Origin of the sequence: Streptomyces sp. NPDC051105 (assembly GCF_040682795.1) — a bacterium.
In the GTDB taxonomy this organism is placed as follows: Bacteria; Actinomycetota; Actinomycetes; order Streptomycetales; family Streptomycetaceae; genus Streptomyces.
In genome coordinates, this window is sequence record NZ_JBFBBR010000004.1 from 517,040 (window position 1) to 535,523 (window position 18,484).

The 18,484-nt window shown below is 71.7% G+C and carries 11 protein-coding genes; 4 read left to right on the forward strand and 7 right to left on the reverse strand.

Annotation, left to right across the window (positions count from 1 at the left end):
• Positions 1–228: 228 nt before the first annotated feature.
• Both ppdK and AB0N16_RS13115 read right to left on the reverse strand, forming a co-directional pair.
• The gene (ppdK, locus tag AB0N16_RS13110; protein WP_365795993.1) at positions 229–2,949 is read right to left on the reverse strand and encodes a pyruvate, phosphate dikinase; all 2,721 of its coding nucleotides are present in this window, start codon (positions 2,947–2,949) and stop codon (positions 229–231) included.
• A 535-nt stretch (positions 2,950–3,484) separates the two neighbouring features.
• The gene (locus tag AB0N16_RS13115; protein WP_365795995.1) at positions 3,485–4,708 is read right to left on the reverse strand and encodes an ROK family protein; all 1,224 of its coding nucleotides are present in this window, start codon (positions 4,706–4,708) and stop codon (positions 3,485–3,487) included.
• Positions 4,709–4,828: 120 nt separating this feature from the next.
• Between AB0N16_RS13115 and AB0N16_RS13120 the strand changes: the two genes are divergently transcribed.
• The 3 genes from AB0N16_RS13120 to AB0N16_RS13130 all read left to right on the forward strand — a co-directional run bounded on the left by AB0N16_RS13120 (position 4,829) and on the right by AB0N16_RS13130 (position 10,819).
• The gene (locus AB0N16_RS13120; RefSeq protein WP_365795997.1) at positions 4,829–6,301 is read left to right on the forward strand and encodes a hypothetical protein; all 1,473 of its coding nucleotides are present in this window, start codon (positions 4,829–4,831) and stop codon (positions 6,299–6,301) included.
• 64 nt (positions 6,302–6,365) lie between these two features.
• Positions 6,366–8,303 (forward strand): glycogen debranching N-terminal domain-containing protein, encoded by a 1,938-nt coding sequence (locus AB0N16_RS13125; protein WP_365795999.1) that lies wholly within the window; start codon positions 6,366–6,368, stop codon positions 8,301–8,303.
• 944 nt (positions 8,304–9,247) lie between these two features.
• Positions 9,248–10,819 carry a sulfatase-like hydrolase/transferase gene (locus AB0N16_RS13130; protein WP_365796207.1) on the forward strand — a complete coding sequence of 524 codons (1,572 nt, stop codon included), beginning with the start codon at positions 9,248–9,250 and terminating at the stop codon, positions 10,817–10,819.
• A gap of 89 nt (positions 10,820–10,908) precedes the next feature.
• Here AB0N16_RS13130 and dusB read toward each other — a convergent pair whose 3' ends face one another.
• Positions 10,909–12,096, reverse strand: a complete 1,188-nt coding sequence (gene dusB, locus AB0N16_RS13135) for a tRNA dihydrouridine synthase DusB (protein WP_365796001.1) — start codon at positions 12,094–12,096, stop codon at positions 10,909–10,911.
• A gap of 131 nt (positions 12,097–12,227) precedes the next feature.
• Between dusB and AB0N16_RS13140 the strand changes: the two genes are divergently transcribed.
• Entirely contained in the window at positions 12,228–13,679 is a 1,452-nt protein-coding gene (locus AB0N16_RS13140) for an MFS transporter (RefSeq protein WP_365796003.1), read from the forward strand.
• 178 nt (positions 13,680–13,857) lie between these two features.
• On the opposite strand, the gene AB0N16_RS13145 is transcribed toward AB0N16_RS13140, so the two are convergent.
• The 4 genes from AB0N16_RS13145 to AB0N16_RS13160 are packed head-to-tail and all read right to left on the reverse strand — an operon-like array spanning position 13,858 to position 18,483.
• Positions 13,858–15,246 carry an FAD-linked oxidase C-terminal domain-containing protein gene (locus AB0N16_RS13145; RefSeq protein ID WP_365796005.1) on the reverse strand — a complete coding sequence of 463 codons (1,389 nt, stop codon included), beginning with the start codon at positions 15,244–15,246 and terminating at the stop codon, positions 13,858–13,860.
• Positions 15,243–16,352, reverse strand: coding sequence for an acyl-CoA dehydrogenase family protein (locus AB0N16_RS13150; protein ID WP_365796007.1), 1,110 nt, complete (start codon positions 16,350–16,352; stop codon positions 15,243–15,245). Before AB0N16_RS13150 ends, AB0N16_RS13145 begins: the two co-directional genes overlap by 4 nt.
• A complete protein-coding gene (locus AB0N16_RS13155; protein WP_365796009.1) occupies positions 16,349–17,350 on the reverse strand; it encodes an ABC transporter substrate-binding protein in 1,002 nt (333 codons plus the stop codon). The genes AB0N16_RS13150 and AB0N16_RS13155 overlap by 4 nt, the downstream gene beginning before the upstream one ends.
• 32 nt (positions 17,351–17,382) lie before the next feature.
• Positions 17,383–18,483 carry an LLM class flavin-dependent oxidoreductase gene (locus tag AB0N16_RS13160; protein ID WP_365796011.1) on the reverse strand — a complete coding sequence of 367 codons (1,101 nt, stop codon included), beginning with the start codon at positions 18,481–18,483 and terminating at the stop codon, positions 17,383–17,385.
• Position 18,484: the final 1 nt, after the last annotated feature.

Below are 18,484 nucleotides of genomic sequence, written 5' to 3' on the forward strand. Positions count from 1 at the left end.
GCGGGTTCAACGACAGCCAACGCGAGCAAAGGCCATTTCGCCTGGTCAGCGGTCTAGCCTGACAACCTCCGCCGCTCATGCACGAAGGGGCGGCACCCCCGCACAGGGTGCCGCCCCTCTCTTGCGTGCCGGGGCCGCCGTCCATCGGTCTTGAGGGTCGGGGACGGACGGCGGACCCGGGGTTCAGGGGAGGCCGGTCATCTCACCGGCCTCCGCGTCGGCAACGCCTCAGCGGTGGTCGCTGCCTGCCGACTGCGTCGCCGCCCGGCCCGCCTCCAGACGGGCCACCGGGATACGGAACGGGGAGCAGGAGACGTAGTCCAGGCCCACCTCGTGGAAGAAGTGGACGGACTCCGGGTCGCCGCCGTGCTCGCCACAGACGCCCAGTTTGAGGTCCGGGCGGGTCGCGCGGCCGGCCTTCGCCGCCGCTGCCACCAGGGAGCCGACGCCGTCCCGGTCGATCGTCTCGAAGGGGGAGACTCCGAAGATGCCCTTCTCCAGGTAGGCGGTGAAGAAGGAGGCTTCGACGTCGTCGCGGCTGAAGCCCCAGACGGTCTGGGTGAGGTCGTTGGTGCCGAAGGAGAAGAACTCCGCGGCCTCGGCGATCTGGCCCGCCGTCAGGGCGGCACGCGGGAGTTCGATCATCGTACCGATCGAGAGTTTGAGGCTGGTGCCCGTCGCCGCCTCCACCTCGGCGATGACCCGGTCGGCCTCCTCGCGAACGATCTCCAGCTCCTGGACCGTGCCCACCAGCGGGATCATGATCTCCGCACGCGGGTCGCCCTTGGCGTTCTTGCGTTCGGCCGCTGCCTCGGCGATCGCGCGGACCTGCATGGTGAACAGGCCGGGGATCACCAGGCCCAGGCGTACGCCGCGCAGGCCCAGCATCGGGTTCTGCTCGTGCAGGCGGTGCACCGCCTGGAGGAGGCGGAGTTCGTTCTCGTGCGGCTCCTGGCGGGACTCGGCGAGGGCCACCCGGACCGAGAGTTCCGTGATGTCCGGGAGGAACTCGTGCAGTGGGGGGTCGAGAAGGCGGACCGTGACCGGGAGGCCGTCCATCGCCGAGAAGAGCTCTACGAAGTCCTTCTTCTGGAGGGGGAGGAGGGCCCGCAGAGACTCCTCCCGGTCTTCCTCCGTGTCGGCCAGGATCAGGCGTTCCACCAGTTCACGGCGGTCGCCGAGGAACATGTGCTCGGTGCGGCACAGGCCGATGCCCTGGGCGCCGAAGCGGCGGGCCCGCAGGGCGTCCTCGGCGTTGTCGGCGTTGGCGCGCACGCTCAGCCGGCGCTTGCGGTCCGCGAACGCCATGATGCGGTGCACCGCCTCGACGAGTTCGCCGGCGTCCTGGGCGCCCGCGTGCATCCGTCCTTCGAAGTACTCGACGACCGGGGAGGGCACGACCGGGACCTCGCCCAGGTAGACCTTGCCGGAGGAGCCGTCGATGGAGATGACGTCGCCCTCCTCGACCACATGGCCGCCGGGGACCGTCATCCGCCGGCGCTTGGTGTCGACCTCCAGTTCCTCCGCGCCGCACACGCACGTCTTGCCCATGCCCCGGGCCACCACGGCCGCGTGGGAGGTCTTGCCGCCCCGGGAGGTCAGGATGCCCTCCGCCGCGATCATGCCGTCGAGGTCGTCGGGGTTGGTCTCGCGGCGGACCAGGATGACCTTCTCGCCGGAGCGGGACCACTTGACCGCCGTGTACGAGTCGAAGACCGCCTTGCCGACCGCCGCGCCCGGCGACGCCGCGATGCCCCGGCCGACCGACTGCGCCTTCGCCTGCTCGTCGAAGCGGGGGAACATCAGCTGGGCCAGCTGGGCGCCGGTGACGCGCTGGAGGGCCTCCGTCTCGTCGATCAGGCCCTGGTCGACCAGCTGGGTCGCGATGCGGAAGGCGGCGCCCGCGGTGCGCTTGCCGACGCGCGTCTGGAGCATCCACAGCTGACCGCGCTCGATCGTGAACTCGATGTCGCAGAGGTCCTTGTAGTGGTTCTCCAGCGTCTCCATGATCTGCATCAGCTGGTCGTACGACTTCTTGTCGATGTTCTCCAGCTCGGCCAGGGGGACCGTGTTGCGGATGCCCGCGACCACGTCCTCGCCCTGCGCGTTCTGCAGGTAGTCGCCGTAGACGCCCTGGTGGCCCGAGGCGGGGTCGCGGGTGAAGGCGACGCCGGTGCCGGAGTCCGGGCCGAGGTTGCCGAAGACCATCGAGCAGACGTTGACCGCGGTGCCGAGGTCGCCGGGGATGCGCTCCTGACGGCGGTAGAGCTTGGCGCGGTCGGTGTTCCAGGAGTCGAAGACCGCGCGGATCGCGAGGTCCATCTGCTCGCGCGGGTCCTGCGGGAAGTCCCGGCCGACCTCCGCCTTGACGATCTTCTTGAACTTGGTGACGAGCTTCTTGAGGTCGGCGGCCTCCAGCTCCGTGTCGACGGTGACCTTCTTGGCGTCCTTCGCCGCGTCGAGGGCCTCCTCGAAGAGGTCGCCGTCGACGCCGAGGACCGTCTTGCCGAACATCTGGATGAGCCGGCGGTAGGAGTCCCACGCGAACCGGTCGTCGCCGGCCTGCTTGGCCAGGCCCTGCACGGACTTGTCGGAGAGGCCGATGTTCAGGACCGTGTCCATCATGCCGGGCATGGAGAACTTCGCGCCGGAGCGGACCGAGACCAGAAGGGGGTCGTCGGCCTGCCCCAGCTTCTTGCCCATCCGCTGCTCCAGCGCGTCGAGGTGCGCACTCACCTCGTCACGCAGTGCCACCGGTTCCTCGCCGCTGTCGAGGTAGACCTTGCAGGCTTCCGTCGTGATCGTGAAGCCCGGGGGAACGGGGAGGCCGAGGTTGGTCATCTCGGCGAGGTTCGCGCCCTTGCCACCCAGGAGGTCCTTGAGGTCCTTGTTTCCCTCGGTGAAGTCGTAAACGAACTTCGCTACGTGGGGTTCTTTGTTTTCCGACACGGGTCTCGACTCCCTGAAGGACGCGGTGGCTGCCCTGACGGCGAGGAACATACCCAGATCGAAGGCGCCTGGGTACGTCTACTCGCGTGTCATGCGCCCGTAACCGATCGTCCGCCACTGGATCGAAAGTCAAAGCTTGGCAAGCGGAGACGGGCTGATGTTTTCACTTCTTGAACGCAAGTTCGCTCAGGTCCGCACTCTTTCGCTCAGATGAGCGGAGTAACTGCACGCCTGATTTCGATCGATGAACGATCAAGGGGTGGCACCCAGTGCCACCCCTTGGAGAAGTGCAGTCGCTCATGATCCGCTCATCTGAGCGCAACCCTTATCAAGGGTGGCGAGAATCACGCTGCCACAGACGCCGGGATTTCACCATGCGGACATGGAATGGACGCGGAAAGCGGGCGGTAACAACCGCGTCATCTCACCGGTGGCAGGCAGGCCGTCTCGCCGGCGACGGCCGCGCCGTCCGCCTGCGACAGCCACCCCGTCCCACCGGCGACGGCCATGCCGTCCTTCCCGCGAGGCGGCCGCCTCACATCCCGAGCGCCAGCAACCGTTCCTCGACCCGTTCCGGCGCGTACAGGTGCTCCACGACCAGCGCCCCGGCGCCGATCACCCCGGCCCGGTCCCCCAGCCGGGAGGTCACGACGTCCAGGTGGGCGGTGGAGCGGGGCAGCGCCCGCTGGTACAGCAGTTCCCGCACGCCGGTGAGGAACGAGGTGCCCGCCAGATCCCCCGCGATCATCAGCACGCCCGGGTTCAGCAGGGTCACCACCGTCGCCAGTACGTCCCCGACCCGGCGGCCGGCCTCCCTGGCCAGTGCCGCCGCCTCCGGATGACCCGAGGCGAGCAGATCGCGCACATCTGAGCCGGAGGCAGCCGGAACCCCGGCCTCCGCCAGCCGCCGGGCCACCGCGCCACCGCTCGCGACGGCGGCGAGGCAGCCGTACGAACCACAGCGGCACTGCGCCTCGGCGCCCACCCGGATATGGCCGATGTCCCCGGCACCGCCGTCGATGCCCCGGTAGATCGAGCCGTCGACCACCACCCCGGCGCCGATACCGGTCGAGACCTTCACCAGCACGAACGCCGAGCAGTCCGGGCATGTCGCGCGCTGTTCGCCGTACGCCATCAGGTTCGCGTCGTTGTCCACCAGGACCGGGACGCCCGACGGCGCGCCCGTGTGCTCGGTGAACGCCCTGGCCATGCGGCCGCGTATGTCGTAGCCGTCCCAGCCGGGCATGATCGGCGGCTGCACGACCCGGCCGGTCTCGGTGTCGACCGGGCCCGGCACGGCGAGGCCGATCCCGCACACCTCCGTCGCCAGGTGGCCGGCCTTCTCCAGCAACTCGGCGAACCAGCGGCCGAGTTCGGTGAGTACGGCGTCCGGGCCGTCCTGGATGACCAGCGTGCCGGAGTGCTCGGCCAGGATCTCGCCGGTCAGCGAGAGGACGGCGGCCCTGGCATGGCGGGTCTCCAGGTCGGCGGCGAGGACCACCGCGTGCGAGTCGTCGAATTCGAGGGTGATGGAGGGGCGGCCGCCCAGCGGGGAGTCGACGGGGCCGCCGGCGCCCTCACGCAGCCAGCCCGCGCGGAACAACCGCTCCAGGCGCAGGCCGACGGTCGCGCGGGAGAGTCCGGTGGCCTGCTGGAGGGCGCCCCGCGTCACGGCCCGCCCGCTGCGCACCAGCTCCAGCAGTTCGCCCGAGCTCGCCTGTCCGCCGCCCTTGCCGGTCCTGCCGGGACGTCCGGTCATGCGCACCCCCTTGTGTTTCTCAAGCTTGCATTACATATTGAGTTTTGCGTGTTAAATAGACGTAACCCTACGGTAGCCACAGCCAAACCCGGTCGGCCGGACGTCTTCGGGGAGCCCCGAGTGGATCGCACTGCCCAGCTCACAGCCCATGTGCTCGGTTCCGAGATCGCATACGATCCACCGTCCACGCGCGCCCCCGGCACCACCGGCCCCGGGTCCCTGCACGTCAGAGCCGCACGTGTGCTCGCCGACAACTGGACCGGCAGTTCGACCGTGCCCTCCCGGAGCCTGTACCCGCACCAGTGGTCCTGGGACTCGGCGTTCATCGCGATCGGCCTCAGGCACCTGTCGCCGCTGCGCGCGCAGACGGAGCTGGAGACGCTGCTGGCCGCCCAGTGGGCCGACGGGCGGATCCCGCACATCGTGTTCAACCCCTCCGTGCCCCTCGACGCGTACTTCCCGAGCCCCGACTTCTGGCGTTCCTCGACCGCCGGGCGCGCCGCGGGCGCCCCCCGCACCGTACAGACCTCCGGGATCGTGCAGCCGCCGGTGCACGCGCTGGCCGCCTGGCTGGTGCACCTCGCCGATCCCGGCCTGTCGCGGGCGCGCGGCTTCCTGGCCACCGCCTATCCCCGGCTCGCCGCCTGGCACCGCTATCTGCTGCACCGGCGGGACCTCGGCGGCGGCGGTCTCGCGTCCGTCGTGCACCCCTGGGAACAGGGTATGGACAACAGCCCCTGCTGGGACGCCCCGCTGGCCCGTGTCGTGCCCGCTCCGACGCGCTCCTTCCGCCGCGCCGACCTGGACCACGGCGCCGCCGAGGACCGGCCGACGGATCTGGACTACGGGCGGTACGTGCGGCTGGCGACGGACTACCGGGACGCCGAATACGCCGACCGGCGGCGGGAGTTCGCCGTCGAGGACCCGGCGTTCAACGCGCTGCTCATCGCCTCCGAGCACGCCCTCGCGCGGATCGCACAGGAGTTGGGGGCCACGGGGACGGCCCGGCACGCGCGCGCGGAGCGGCTGACGGCGGCGCTGGTGGACCGGCTGTGGGATCCGGAGCGGGAGATCTTCCTCTGCCGGGATCTGCGAGGCGGTGGCGGACTGATCCCCGAACGCGGGGTCTCGGGTCTGATCCCGCTGATCCTCCCGGAGTTGCCGCGCGAGATCGCCGCCGCGCTGGTCCGGACGCTCGGCGGCCCGCACTTCGGCACCGGCACCCATCTGGTTCCCAGTTACGACCTGCTCGGCGCGGCCTTCGACCCGCACCGCTACTGGCGCGGCCCGGCCTGGGCCAACACCGGCTGGCTGCTGGAGCGGGGGCTGCGCGAGCACGGCGAGCGGGAGCGGGCGGACGCGCTCGGCGAGGCGGTCGTACGGACGGCCGGCGCGACCGGGTTCGCCGAGTACGTCGACCCGTACACGGGTGAGGCGTGCGGCGCGACCGGGTTCAGCTGGACGGCGGCGCTCGCGCTCGATCTGCACCACCGGCGGCACGCACCGCTCGATGAGCGCCCATCACTTCAAAAGCGCCAAGGGCCTCAAGAGCGTCAAGAGCGTCAAGAGCGTCAAAGTATGGACAAGAGCTGACAAAACGGGGTGTCTTCGACGGGCACCGCACGTTCGACCTGGGGAACAAAGGAGGGGACCGGGGATGACGGACCGGCATCATCTGCTCGTGCACGGCGCGACGTTCGCCGCCGTGGACCACCGCGGAGACATCAGCGGCGTCCGGGGCGGCGGCTCCCCGGACGGGTTATTCGTACGGGACGCCCGGCACCTCAGCCGCTGGCAGCTGACGGTCGACGGGGCGCTGCCCGAGGTGCTCACGCCGGTCTCCGGCGGGGACGGCGCCCGGTGTGTGCTGGTCCCGCGCGGTGGCCGTCAGGAACCGCCCGCGCACACCCTCTTCCGTGAACAGGCCGTCGGCGACGGCTCGTTCGCGGAGTCCCTGCGGGTCACCAGCAACCGTCCGGTGCCGAGCACCATTCGCCTCGCGATCACCGCCGACGCCGACTTCACCGACCAGTTCGAGCTCCGCGCCGACCACCGCACCTACACCAAGGCCGGCGCCGTACGCTCCCGCCAGGTCCTCGACGACGGGGTGGAGTTCGGCTACCGCCGGGGCGAGTGGCGGTCCTGTACGACGATCACCGCCGAACCGGCGCCGGACGGCGTCGAGGAGACCGGGACCGGCGCCCGGCGCATGGTCTGGACGCTGGAACTCCCGCCGCACGGCACGGCCGAGCTGGTCGTACGGGTCATCGGGCGCCCGCACGGCGACCGGCGGGCTCTGCGCGTCCCCCGCGACCCGGCCGCTCTGAACGAGCAACTCCTCGCATTGGAAGGGGAGTTCGTGGAGGGCGTGGCCTTCCCGACCGGCTGGCCCGAGCTGGCCGCGGCCTGCGCCCGCGGCCTCTCCGACCTCGCCGCGCTCCAGGTGCCGGCCACCGGCCCGGACGGCGAGGAACTCAAGGTCCCCGCCGCCGGCGCGCCTTGGTTCCTCACCCTGCTCGGCCGCGACGCCCTCATCACCTCCCTCTTCGCCCTCCCCTACCGGCCCCGGCTGGCCGCCGCCACCCTCCCGGCGCTCGCCGCCACCCAGGCCACCGAGGCCGGCGCGCACTCCGTGGCCCAGCCCGGGAAGATCGTCCACGAGGTACGGCACGGGGAGCTGGCCCACTTCGGGCAGGTGCCGTACGGCCGCTACTACGGCTCGGTCGACGCCACCCCGCTCTTCCTGATCCTGCTGGGGGCGTATGTGGAGCAGACCGGGGACACCGGCATGGCCCGGCGCCTGGAACGCAACGCCCGTGCGGCCATCGGCTGGATGCTCGATCATGGCGGGCTGACCTCGCGCGGCTATCTCGTCTACCGCGCCGACAAGGGCGGGCTCGCCAACCAGAACTGGAAGGACTCCCCCGGCGCGATCTGCTCCGCCGACGGCAGCCGGCCGGTCGGCACCGTGATGGCGGCGGGCGCGCAGGGGTACGCGTACGACGCGCTGCGCCGGACGGCGTGGGTGGCGCGGACGGTGTGGGCCGACGAGACCTACGCGGCGCTGCTCGAACAGGCCGCCGCGGATCTGCGGGACCGGTTCCAGCGCGACTTCTGGATGCACAGGTCCGCCTTCCCCGCGCTGGCCCTGGACGGGGAGGGCCGGCAGGTCGACGCGCTCGCCTCGGACGCCGGGCATCTGCTGTGGTCCGGGCTGCTCGACAAGGAGTACGGGGAGGAGGTCGGACGGCGGCTGCTGGAGCCGGACTTCTTCTCGGGGTGGGGGGTACGGACGCTGGCCGCGGGGCAGGCGGCGTACCACCCGTTGTCGTACCACCGGGGGTCGGTGTGGCCGCACGACAACGCGCTGATCGCGCTGGGGCTGGCGCGGTACGGGCTGCACGACGAGGCGCGGGCCGTGGCACACGGACTGGTGGACGCGGCGACGGCCGGCGGGCATCGGCTGCCGGAGGTGCTGGCCGGGTACGGGAGGGACACGCATCCGGAGCCGGTGCCGTATCCGCATGCGTGTGTACGGGAGTCCCGGTCGGCGGCGGCTCCGCTGGCGCTGCTCACCGCTGTGGGCGGTGCGTAGGGGGTCGGGGGCGCCGCGGGCGGGTGGAGTTGTCCGCGCCCGCGCGGGGCATGCGCGGGGCCGCATATCGACACGGTCCCGCAAACCCCTGTAGGGACGCTGTATTTGCCCCTTGTTTACCGAAAGACCTGAACAGGGGGCTTGTGTGAGCCGTACGGGAAGACGGCGGGCCGGGACCTCGGCGTTGGCCCGCCGATTCCGTTTCACGGGTCTCGCACGGAAGGACCTCCGGGTTGCCTCAGCACACGAGCATTCGCCAGTCATCGGACACGCCCTCCGGGCCGTCCGAACGCGAGGGCGCACCGGAGGAGTCCGAGGCCCTGAAGTCCGAGCGAAAAGCGGCTGCCGAGACCTCCGAGCCCGCCGCCGCGACTGCGGAGACGTCGCCCGCGGAGCCCGAGGAGACGGCCGTGGAGAGCGCCTCGGCGGAAGCAGCGCCCCCGGGATCCGGACCGGATTCCAGCCCGGAATCCGCCGCCGAGCCCGAGCCCACCCCGGAAGCCGCCCGCGCACCCGCACCGACGTCCGCCGACGCCGAGGCCGAGCCGTCGACGCCAGCCGCCGCCTCCCCCGACGCCGCTCCCGGCCCCGACGCCGACTCCGCTCCTGGCCTCGACGCCGATTCCGACTCCGCTCCCGGCCCCGACGCCGACTCCGACTCCGCTCCCGATGCCGCATCCATAGCTGGCCCGGAAGCCGCACCCACCGCCGCCCCGGAAGCCGTCTCCGCCGCCCGAAGCGGACCCGAATCCGTCCCCGGTTCCGCCCCGGACGTCGCGGACGCTCCCTCTCCGACCGCCCCGCGCCGTCGCGGCTGGGCCTCCTGGAGCGGGCGGGTTCGTGTGCGGCGGGAGGCCTGGCGGGACGCTCATCCCGCCGCTGCCTCCACGCTGTCCATCGGTGTCACCGTGCTGTGCGCCGCGCTGGTGATCGCCGCGCTGGTGATGCCGAACACCGTCGTCGGGCTCGGGCCGGCGAAGTTCCTTCGAATACCGTCCGAGGGGATCATCGCGGCCGCCGTCGCGCTGGCGCTGCCCCGGCGGCCCCGGATCGTGCTGGCCGCGGTGTTCGGCGTCGTCCTCGGTGCGCTGACCCTGATCAACTTCCTCGACATGGGGTTCAACGAGTACCTCGGCCGGAGCTTCAACGCCATCCTGGACTGGAGCCTGCTCAGCGACGCGGAGTCGTACCTGGAGGACACCCTGGGCAAGACGGCCACCGTCGCCGTCAGCGTGGGTGCCGTCGTCCTCGTGCTGCTGCTGTTCGTGCTGCTCGCCCTGGCGACGGTACGGCTGAGCAATCTGCTGGCCCGGCATCCGGGGCGGGCCACCCGGGGCACGCTGATCGCGGGTGTCGTCTGGATCACCTGCTCCTCCTTCGGCCTGCAGATCGCCGGCGGTGTGCCGCTGGCCTCCGACCGCACCGCCAGCGCACTGGAGATCAAGGCCCGCCAGGTGCGGGACACCCTGCGCGACGAGGCGGAGTTCCGGAAGGTCGCCAAGGTGGACGCCTTCGGGAACACCCCGGCCGACCAGCTGGTGCCGGACCTGCGCGGCAAGGACATGATCTTCACGTTCATCGAGAGCTACGGCCGCAGCGCCATCGAGGACCCGATCATGGCGCCCGGGGTCGACAAGACGCTCGACGCCCAGACCGAGGCGCTCACCAAGGCCGGTTACGCCGCGAAGAGCGGGTGGCTGACGTCGGCGACCTACGGCGGCAGCAGCTGGCTCGGGCACTCCACGACCATGTCGGGACTGTGGGTGAGCAACCAGCAGCGCTACCGGACCGTCATGGCCAGCGATCACCTCAGCATCACCAAGGCGTTCCAGAAGACCGGTGACTTCGACACGGTCGGTGTGATGCCGGGCATCCAGAAGGGCTGGCCGGAGCAGAGCTACTACGGCCTCGACAAGGTCTACAACGCCTTCCAGCTCGGCTACAAGGGACCCAAGTTCAGCTGGTCGACGATGCCCGACCAGTACGCCCTCCAGCAGTTCCAGGACCGGGTGCACAGCAAGCAGCCGGCCGACGGCAAGTCACGGATGTCGCTCCTGATCCTGACCTCCAGCCACCAGCCGTGGGCGCCGATCCCGAAGATGGTGCCGTGGGACCAGCTGGGCGACGGTTCGGTCTTCGACGCCATCCAGAAGGCCGGCAACAAGGCGTCGGACGTCATCGCCGACACCACCAAGTCCCGCCAGGAGTACGGCAAGTCGATCCAGTACTCGGTGACCGCGCTCACCCAGTGGCTGGAGCGCTACGGCAACGACGACACGGTGCTCGTCTTCCTCGGCGACCACCAGCCGATCGCCCGGGTCAGCGGCAACCACGCCAGCCGGGACGTGCCGATCTCGATCGTTGCTAAAGACCCGAAGGTCCTTGACGCGATCGACTCCTGGAACTGGACCGACGGCCTGCGCCCGGCGCACGACGCCCCGGTGTGGAAGATGAGTTCCTTCCGCGACAGGTTCCTGACGGCCTACGGCTCCACGCCGCACCCGAAGACGAACTAGTGCTGTGACCGGAAGGTTTGCCGGGCGTCGCGAGCCGGTGAACCTTTCCGGTCGCAGCACCAGCGGCACCGGTCGCCGCGGGTGTCGGCTCAGCCGCCGGACGAATCCAGTTCGGCGTCCTCGCCGATGCCCGCGCAGTCGTACGGGTCCTTCAGCCAGCCGTCCGGCAGCACCACCCGGTTGTTGCCGGACGTACGGCCACGGGGCCCGTCGGCGCCCGTGGGCCAGGGCTGGTCGAGGTCCAGCTCGTCCAGGCCGGCGCGGAGTTCCGCCAGGGACGAGGTGATGGCGAGGCGCTTGCGCATCTCGCTGCCGACCGCGAAGCCCTTGAGGTACCAGGCGACGTGCTTGCGGAAGTCGACGACTCCCTTGGCCTCGTCGCCGAGCCACTCGCCGAGCAGCGTGGCGTGCCGGACCATGACCTCGGCGACCTGGCGCAGGGACGGGCGGGCGATGTCCTCGTGGCGGCCCTCGAACGCGGCGACCAGGTCCGCGAACAGCCATGGCCGGCCCAGGCAGCCGCGTCCGACGACCACTCCGTCGCAGCCCGTCTCCCGGACCATCCTGAGCGCGTCCTCGGCCGACCAGATGTCGCCGTTGCCGAGGACCGGGATCTCCGGGACGTGCTCCTTGAGGCGGGCGATCGCCTCCCAGTCGGCGGTGCCGCCGTAGTGCTGGGCGGCCGTGCGGCCGTGCAGCGCGATCGCCGTGACGCCCTCCTCGACGGCGATGCGGCCGGCGTCGAGGTAGGTGATGTGGTCGTCGTCGATGCCCTTGCGCATCTTCATGGTGACCGGGAGGTCGCCGGCGCCGCTCACCGCCTCGCGCAGGATGGCGCGCAGCAGGTTCCGCTTGTAGGGGAGGGCCGAGCCGCCGCCCTTGCGGGTGACCTTCGGGACCGGGCAGCCGAAGTTCAGGTCGATGTGGTCGGCCAGGCCCTCCTCCGCGATCATGCGGACGGCCTTGCCGACGGTGGCCGGGTCGACGCCGTACAGCTGGATGGACCGGGGCTTCTCGGTCTCGTCGAAGCGGATCAGCTGCATGGTCTTCTCGTTGCGCTCGACCAGCGCCCGGGTCGTGATCATCTCGCTGACGAACAGTCCCTTGCCCCCACTGGCTCCAGCCTTTGCTTCGCCCCCGGCGAAGGCTCCGCCTCCGGCGAAGTGTCGGCACAGGGTCCGGAAGGGCGCGTTGGTGATCCCCGCCATGGGGGCGAGGACGACCGGCGGCCGGACGGTGTGCGGGCCGATCTGGAGCGGGGTCGTGGGCTCGGGCATTCCCCCATTGTCGCGTATGAGCCGCGGTGCTCGGCCGGCCTGTGGACAACCGCGCCGTCCGCACCCTCCGTCATGACCATGTAACACTCATTAGTTAGACGCACTATCGAAGTGGGCGTACGATGGAACGCATGCCCGAGCTGAGCCCCCGCCGACGCATGCTCGTGCTCGCGATCTGCTGCATGAGTCTGCTGATCGTGAGCCTCGACACCACCGCCCTCAATGTCGGCCTGCCGTCCATGCAGCGCGAACTGCACGCCTCGACGGCCGGTCTGCAGTGGACCATCGACGCCTACACCCTGGTGCTGGCCTCCCTGCTGATGCTCGCGGGCTCCACGGGCGACCGGGTCGGCCGCAAGAAGGTCTTCATGACGGGCCTGGTCGTCTTCTCGATCGGCTCACTGCTCTGCTCCCTGGCGCCGAACCTCGACTCCCTGATCGCGTTCCGCATGGTCCAGGCGGTGGGCGGCTCGATGCTCAACCCGGTCGCGATGTCGATCATCACCAACACCTTCACCGACCCGCGGGAGCGGGCCCGGGCCATCGGGGTGTGGGGCGCGGTGGTCGGCATATCCATGGCCGCCGGCCCGCTGGTCGGCGGCCTGCTGGTGGAGTCGGTCGGCTGGCGTGCGATCTTCTGGGTCAACATCCCGGTGGGCCTGGCGGCGGTCCTGCTGACGCTGCGCTTCGTGCCGGAGTCCCGGGCGCCCAAGGCCCGCCGCCCCGACCCGGTCGGCCAGGTGCTGGTGATCGCCCTGTTCGGTTCGCTGACGTACTCGATCATCGAGGCGCCGACGGCCGGTGCGGGCACGGTCCTGCCGTTCGCCGCGGTGGCCCTCGTCGCCCTGGCCGGGCTGCTCTGGTACGAGCCCAGGCGTGACGAACCCCTGATCGACCTGCGCTTCTTCCGTTCGGCGCCGTTCAGCGGCGCGACCGTGATCGCGATCAGCGCGTTCGCCTCGCTCGGCGGCTTCCTGTTCCTGTCCACGCTCTACCTGCAGAACGTCCGCGGTCTGGACGCCCTGCACGCGGGCCTGTGGATGCTGCCGATGGCGGTTCCGATGTTCCTGTGCGCCCCGCTGGCGGGCCGTCTCGTCGGCAGCCGGGGCCCGCGCCTGCCGCTGGTGATCGCCGGTGCCGCGATGACCGCGAGCGGGGTGCTGTTCGCGGCGTTCGAGGCGGAGACCTCGAACACCTCCCTCTTCCTCGGCTACGTCCTGTTCGGCATCGGCTTCGGCTTCGTGAACGCCCCGATCACCAACACGGCGGTGTCGGGCATGCCGAGGTCCCAGGCGGGCGTCGCCGCCGCGGTCGCCTCGACCAGCCGCCAGCTGGGCCAGACGCTGGGCGTCGCGGTGATCGGCGCGGTACTGGCGTCCGGGATCGGCTCGTCGTCGTACGCCGGCACGTTCGTGGGCGCCGCCCGGCCGGGCTGGTGGATCCTCGCGGGCTGCGGCCTCGCCGTCCTGCTCCTGGGCGCCCTGACGAACGGCCGCTGGGCCCGCGCCACGGCCGAGCGGGCCGCGCGGCGACTGGCGTCACCGGAGATACGCGAGGCCGTGGGGTCGGCGGGGCGGGTCTAGCGAACGCGCGCGCTCACGGCTGATCGCCGCCGCAGGACCGGTGGCACCCGCAGCCGACCGGTACGCGGAGCTTCGGCACTCGCCCCGGGACACCGAGGCCGCCGTACGCGCCCGTCCGAAGCGGCAGGAGCTCCCGCCCTCGACCCCACCTGACGGCCGGCGTGTGCGGCGGGCGGTTTCACAGGGCCTTGCCCGGGTTGAGGATCCCGTACGGGTCGAAGGCGTCCTTCAGGCGCCGTTGCAACGCGTGGGCGGCCGCGCCCAGTTCGTCGGCGACCCACTGCCGCTTGAGGACGCCCACCCCGTGTTCGCCGGTGAGGGTGCCGCCCAGGCGCAGGGCCAGGGCGAAGATCTCGCCGGCCGCCTCCCAGGCCGCGTCCGGCAGCCGGTCCAGGGCCGGTTCGACCACGATGATCGGGTGCAGGTTGCCGTCCGCCGCGTGCGCGAGGGTGAAGACCGGTACCTGGTGGCGGGCCGAGATCGCGCGGATCTCGCGGGCCGCCTCGGCGAGCCGGGAGCGGGGCACCGCGATGTCCTCGATGAGGGGACGGCCGAGGCGCTCCAGTGCGGGGAGTGCCTGGCGGCGGGCGGCGAGCAACGCGTCGGCCTCGGCCGGGTCGTCGGCCCTCCGCACGCTCGTGGCCAGCGGGGCCAGCACGTCCGCCACCGCCCGCGCCTCGGTGGCCGCCCCGGCGCCGTCGCACTGCACGATCAGCAGGGCGGCCCCGCGCTCGCGCAGGGCCGGGTCGACGGCCTCCAGGACCGGTCCGTCGAGCAGTTCCGCGAGGGCCGGCACCACACCGGCGCGCGCGATGGCGTACGACGCCTCCGCCGCCGCCTCGAAGGTGGCGAAGTACGCGGCCAGTGTCGCCGTGGCGGCAGGCACCGGGCGCAGCCGCAGCGTCGCCGAGGTGATCACCGCGAGGGTGCCCTCCGAGCCGGTCAGCAGCGCGGTGAGGTCGTAGCCGGTGACGCCCTTGACGGTACGGCGGCCGGTGGCGATCACCGTGCCGTCCGCGAGGACCGCCTCAAGACCGAGCACGCTGTCCCGGGTCACGCCGTACTTCGCGCAGCGCAGCCCGCCCGCGTTGGTGGCGATGTTCCCGCCGATCGTGGACAGTGCCGCGCTCGCCGGGTCGGGCGCGTAGCGCAGTCCGTGCGCGCCCGCCGCGCGGTCCAGCTCCGCCGTGATCACGCCCGGTTCGACGACCGCGAGCTGGTCCTGCGGGGACAGTTCGAGGATGCGGTTCATCCCGGACAGGTCCAGGACCAGCGAACCCTCGCCGGCCGTCGCCCCGCCGGACAGGCCGGTGCCCGCGCCCCGGGCCACCACCGGCACCCGCAGCGCGTGCGCGTGCCGGAGGGTCACCGTCACGTCCTCGGTGCGCCGGGCTCGTACGACGGCCAGCGGCAGCCCCGCGGGGCGGGTGCCGGAGCGGTCGGTCGTGTGCGCGGCCAGGGTGCGGGGGTCGGTGGCCAGCCGGTCGGTGGGCAGGTCGCGGGCGAGCAGGCCCAGCAGCCGGGCGGGGGCGGTGGTGGGCGTGATGGTGGTGTCTGCGGTGGTCACGGGGTCAGGGCCTTCGTGCCGATCGCCAGCAGGGAGATGTCCTCCTGGGGTGCGTGCACCGGCGCGCACTGGATGTCGCGGAAGTGCCGCTCCAGGGGGTTGCCGCGGGCCAACCCGGGGTTGCCGAGCAGGCGTACGGCCAGTTCGACCGCCCGTACCGCGTGCCGGTCGGCCAGCACGCGGGCGCCGAGGGCCTGTTCGGGGGTGTACGACGGCTCGGCCGCGTCGACCCGGGCGGCCCCGTCGAACACCAGCTGCTCGGCGGCCGCGAGCAGGACCTCGATCTCGCCGGCCGTCCTGCGGAAGCGTTCCGTACGGGCCACCGGGTGGCCGAGGTTGGCGGGCACCCGCGTCCGTGCGAACGTGTGGAAGAAGGCCTGCGCCGCCCGGGCCACGCCCAGGTACAGCGCCGCCAGCGGCAGGTGCAGGGAGGCGCCCGCCCGGTTGTCCTGCTCGGCGGCGGGACCGTGCGGGCCGATGCCGATGACGTGCTCGTACGGCACCTCGACGCCCCGGAACGTCACGTCGTGACTGCCGCTCGCCCGCAGTCCCAACTGGTCCCAGCGGCCGGTGATCTCGATGCCGGACGATCCGCCCGGCACCAGGAAGGTGCCGACCCTCGGTTCCGGTTCGTCGGTCGATGCCCACACCAGGAACCAGTCCAGGCCTTCCGCGCCGGTCACGAACCTCTTGGTGCCGCTGATCGACCAGCCGTCCGGGGTGCGGCGGGCGAGGGTGGCCGGCAGGCCGCCTCGCGCGGGTGAGCCGAGTTCGGGCTCCACGCGCGCGTGGTTGATGAGAACCGGCCGATCCCCGGACTCCTTCAGCACGCGTGCGTACAGTTCCCGCGGCCAGTGCGGGTGGGCCGCCTGCCGGGCGTGGGTGGCGAGGGTCATCGCGGTGATCAGGGCGACGGACGGGTCGCCCTGTCCGATGGTGTGCAGGATGCGTGCCGTCCGCTCAACACCGGCGCCCTGGCCGCCGTACTGCCGGCCGACCGTCGCGGTCAGCCAGCCCGCCTCGTGGACCAGCTCGAGGGACGAGGAGGGAAACGCCCCGGAACGGTCGTACCCGGCCGCCAGTTCGACTATGCGGTCGACGGTCACAGCGCCTTCTTCAGGTCGGTGTCGAGGGCAGTGGTCCAGAAGGACTTCACGTCCAGGTGCCCGGAGAGGGCGCCCAGCTCCGTGAAGGCGTCGGCCACCTTCTGCTCGGAGGCGATCGCCGCGTCGTCGACCGTGCGGGCCCGGGTGGGGCGCTGCTTCTGCTGGGCGGCCAGGTCCCGTTCGGCCTGGGTGACCGGCTGGTGGGTGTTCTGGGCGACGACCTTCGCGAAGTCGGCCTCGCGGCCGTCGCGGACGTAGGCGTACGCCTTGCTGATCCGGGCGATCAGGTCGGCCGCCGCGGCCTTCTGCGCGGAGCTGCCCAGCACGCTGTCGCGGGCCGACCAGAGGAAGTTGCCGGACAGGATGTCCGCGCCGGAGCCGACGGTCGTGGCGCCCTGCTGGTGGGCGGTGATGATCGAGGTGCCGTAGGAGGCGAAGGCGTCGATGCTGCCGCCGTTGAGGGCGGCCAGGCCGTCGTTGGGGAGGAGGGGCTTGGCGTCGACGTCGGACCAGGTCAGGCCCGCCTGCTTCAGCAGCTCGTAGAGGAAGTAGTGGGCGGTGGTGTTCTTGACGTAGCCGACCTTCTTGCCCTTCAGGCCTGCGATGCCGGTCACCTTCGAGCCCTTGGGGACGACGACCTCCTGGTTGAGGGTCGAGCCCCGCTGGACGGCGACGACCTTGAAGTTGGGTCTGCCGTCGGCGGCCGAGAAGACCGGCGGGATCTCGCTGGAGGAGGCGAGGTCCAGGGCTCCGGCGCGGACGGCCTGGAGCTGCTGGTCGCCGCCCTGGAACACGCTCCACTTCACCTTGTAGGGGGTGTCGTCGAGGTGGGCGAACTTCAGTACCGCCTCCTCGACCTTCCAGCCGGTGGCACCGACGCGGAGGGTGACGTCGTGCTCGGAGTCGGCCTGCGCGTTGCCGCCGCAGGCCGCGGCGAAGGGCAGCAGGAAGGCGGTGAGCAGGGCGGCGGGCGCGCGCAGGGCGCGGTGCAACAACACGGGGGCTCCATGGGGTGCTCGCAGGTGGGGTGTCAGGCGGCGGGGGCGGTCGCGGCGCGGTGGGCCAGTTCCTGGCGGACCAGGGGCAGGACGTGCCGGGCGTAGTCGATGGCGTCGTTGAGTGGGTCGTAGCCGCGGATCGACAGCAGGTCGCAGCCGATGTCGACGTAGTCGAGGAGGGCCCGGGCTACGGTCTCGGGGGTGCCGACGAGGGCGGTGGAGGCGCCGGCCGCGTTGGTGGCGACGGCGGGGGCGGTCCACAGGCAGCGGTCGTGGATCTCGCCGCGCTCGGCGATGTCGAGCAGCCGCTGCGAGCCGACGTTCGCCGGGCGCCCTGTGGTGCGGTAGTGGCGGAGCAGTTCGGTGTTGCGGGCCTGGTCCTTGAGGACGCCGAGGGTGCGATGCGCCTTCTCCCAGGCGAGTTCCTCGGTGGGCGCGATGATCGGGCGGAAGGAGACCCAGATCCGGGGGTGCGGGCGGCCGGCCGCGTCGGCGACCGCGTTGACGGCGGCGATCTGCTCGGCCGTCTCCTTCAGCGGCTCGCCCCACAGCCCGAAGATGTCGCCCTGCTGCCCGCCGACCCGGTAGGCGTCCTGGGAGGAGCCGCCGACGGAGATCGGGACCAGGCCGTGCACCGGCTTCACGTCGGAGTAGTAGCCCTCGAAGGTGAAGTACTTGCCGTGGTGCGAGACGGGGCCGTCGGCCTGCCAGACCATCCGGAGGATCTGGATGTATTCGTCCGAACGCTCGTACCGCTCCGCCTTGTTGAGATAGTCGCCCTCGCGGTGCTGCTCCTCGTCACTGCCTCCGGAGATGATGTGGAGGGTGAGCCGGCCGTCGCTGATCCGGTCCAGGGTGGCCAGGGCGCGGGCCGCGTGGGTCGGGAAGATCACGCCGGGGCGGTGGGCGAGGATCGGGCGGACGCGTTCGGTGTGGGTGGCGACGAACTGGGCGACCTGGAAGGCGTCCGGGGAGGCCGAGTGGTAGGCGACCAGGGTGTGGTCGAAGCCGCCGTCGTCCAGGGCGCGGGCGTACCTGCGCAGGTGGTCGACGTCGAGGCCGGTACGGCTGGCGGCGGCGGGGCCGGAGGCTCCGGAGTCGGTGTGGACGGCGCTGATGAACTCGACGGGCATG

Coding starts and splice junctions, on each gene's coding strand:
- AB0N16_RS13160 (WP_365796011.1), bottom strand. CDS start 18,483: ATGCCCGTCGAGTTCATCAGCGCCGTCCACACCGACTCCGGAGCCTCC.
- dusB (WP_365796001.1), bottom strand. CDS start 12,096: ATGCCCGAGCCCACGACCCCGCTCCAGATCGGCCCGCACACCGTCCGG.
- AB0N16_RS13140 (WP_365796003.1), top strand. CDS start 12,228: ATGCCCGAGCTGAGCCCCCGCCGACGCATGCTCGTGCTCGCGATCTGC.
- AB0N16_RS13125 (WP_365795999.1), top strand. CDS start 6,366: ATGACGGACCGGCATCATCTGCTCGTGCACGGCGCGACGTTCGCCGCC.
- AB0N16_RS13130 (WP_365796207.1), top strand. CDS start 9,248: ATGCCGAACACCGTCGTCGGGCTCGGGCCGGCGAAGTTCCTTCGAATA.
- AB0N16_RS13115 (WP_365795995.1), bottom strand. CDS start 4,708: ATGACCGGACGTCCCGGCAGGACCGGCAAGGGCGGCGGACAGGCGAGC.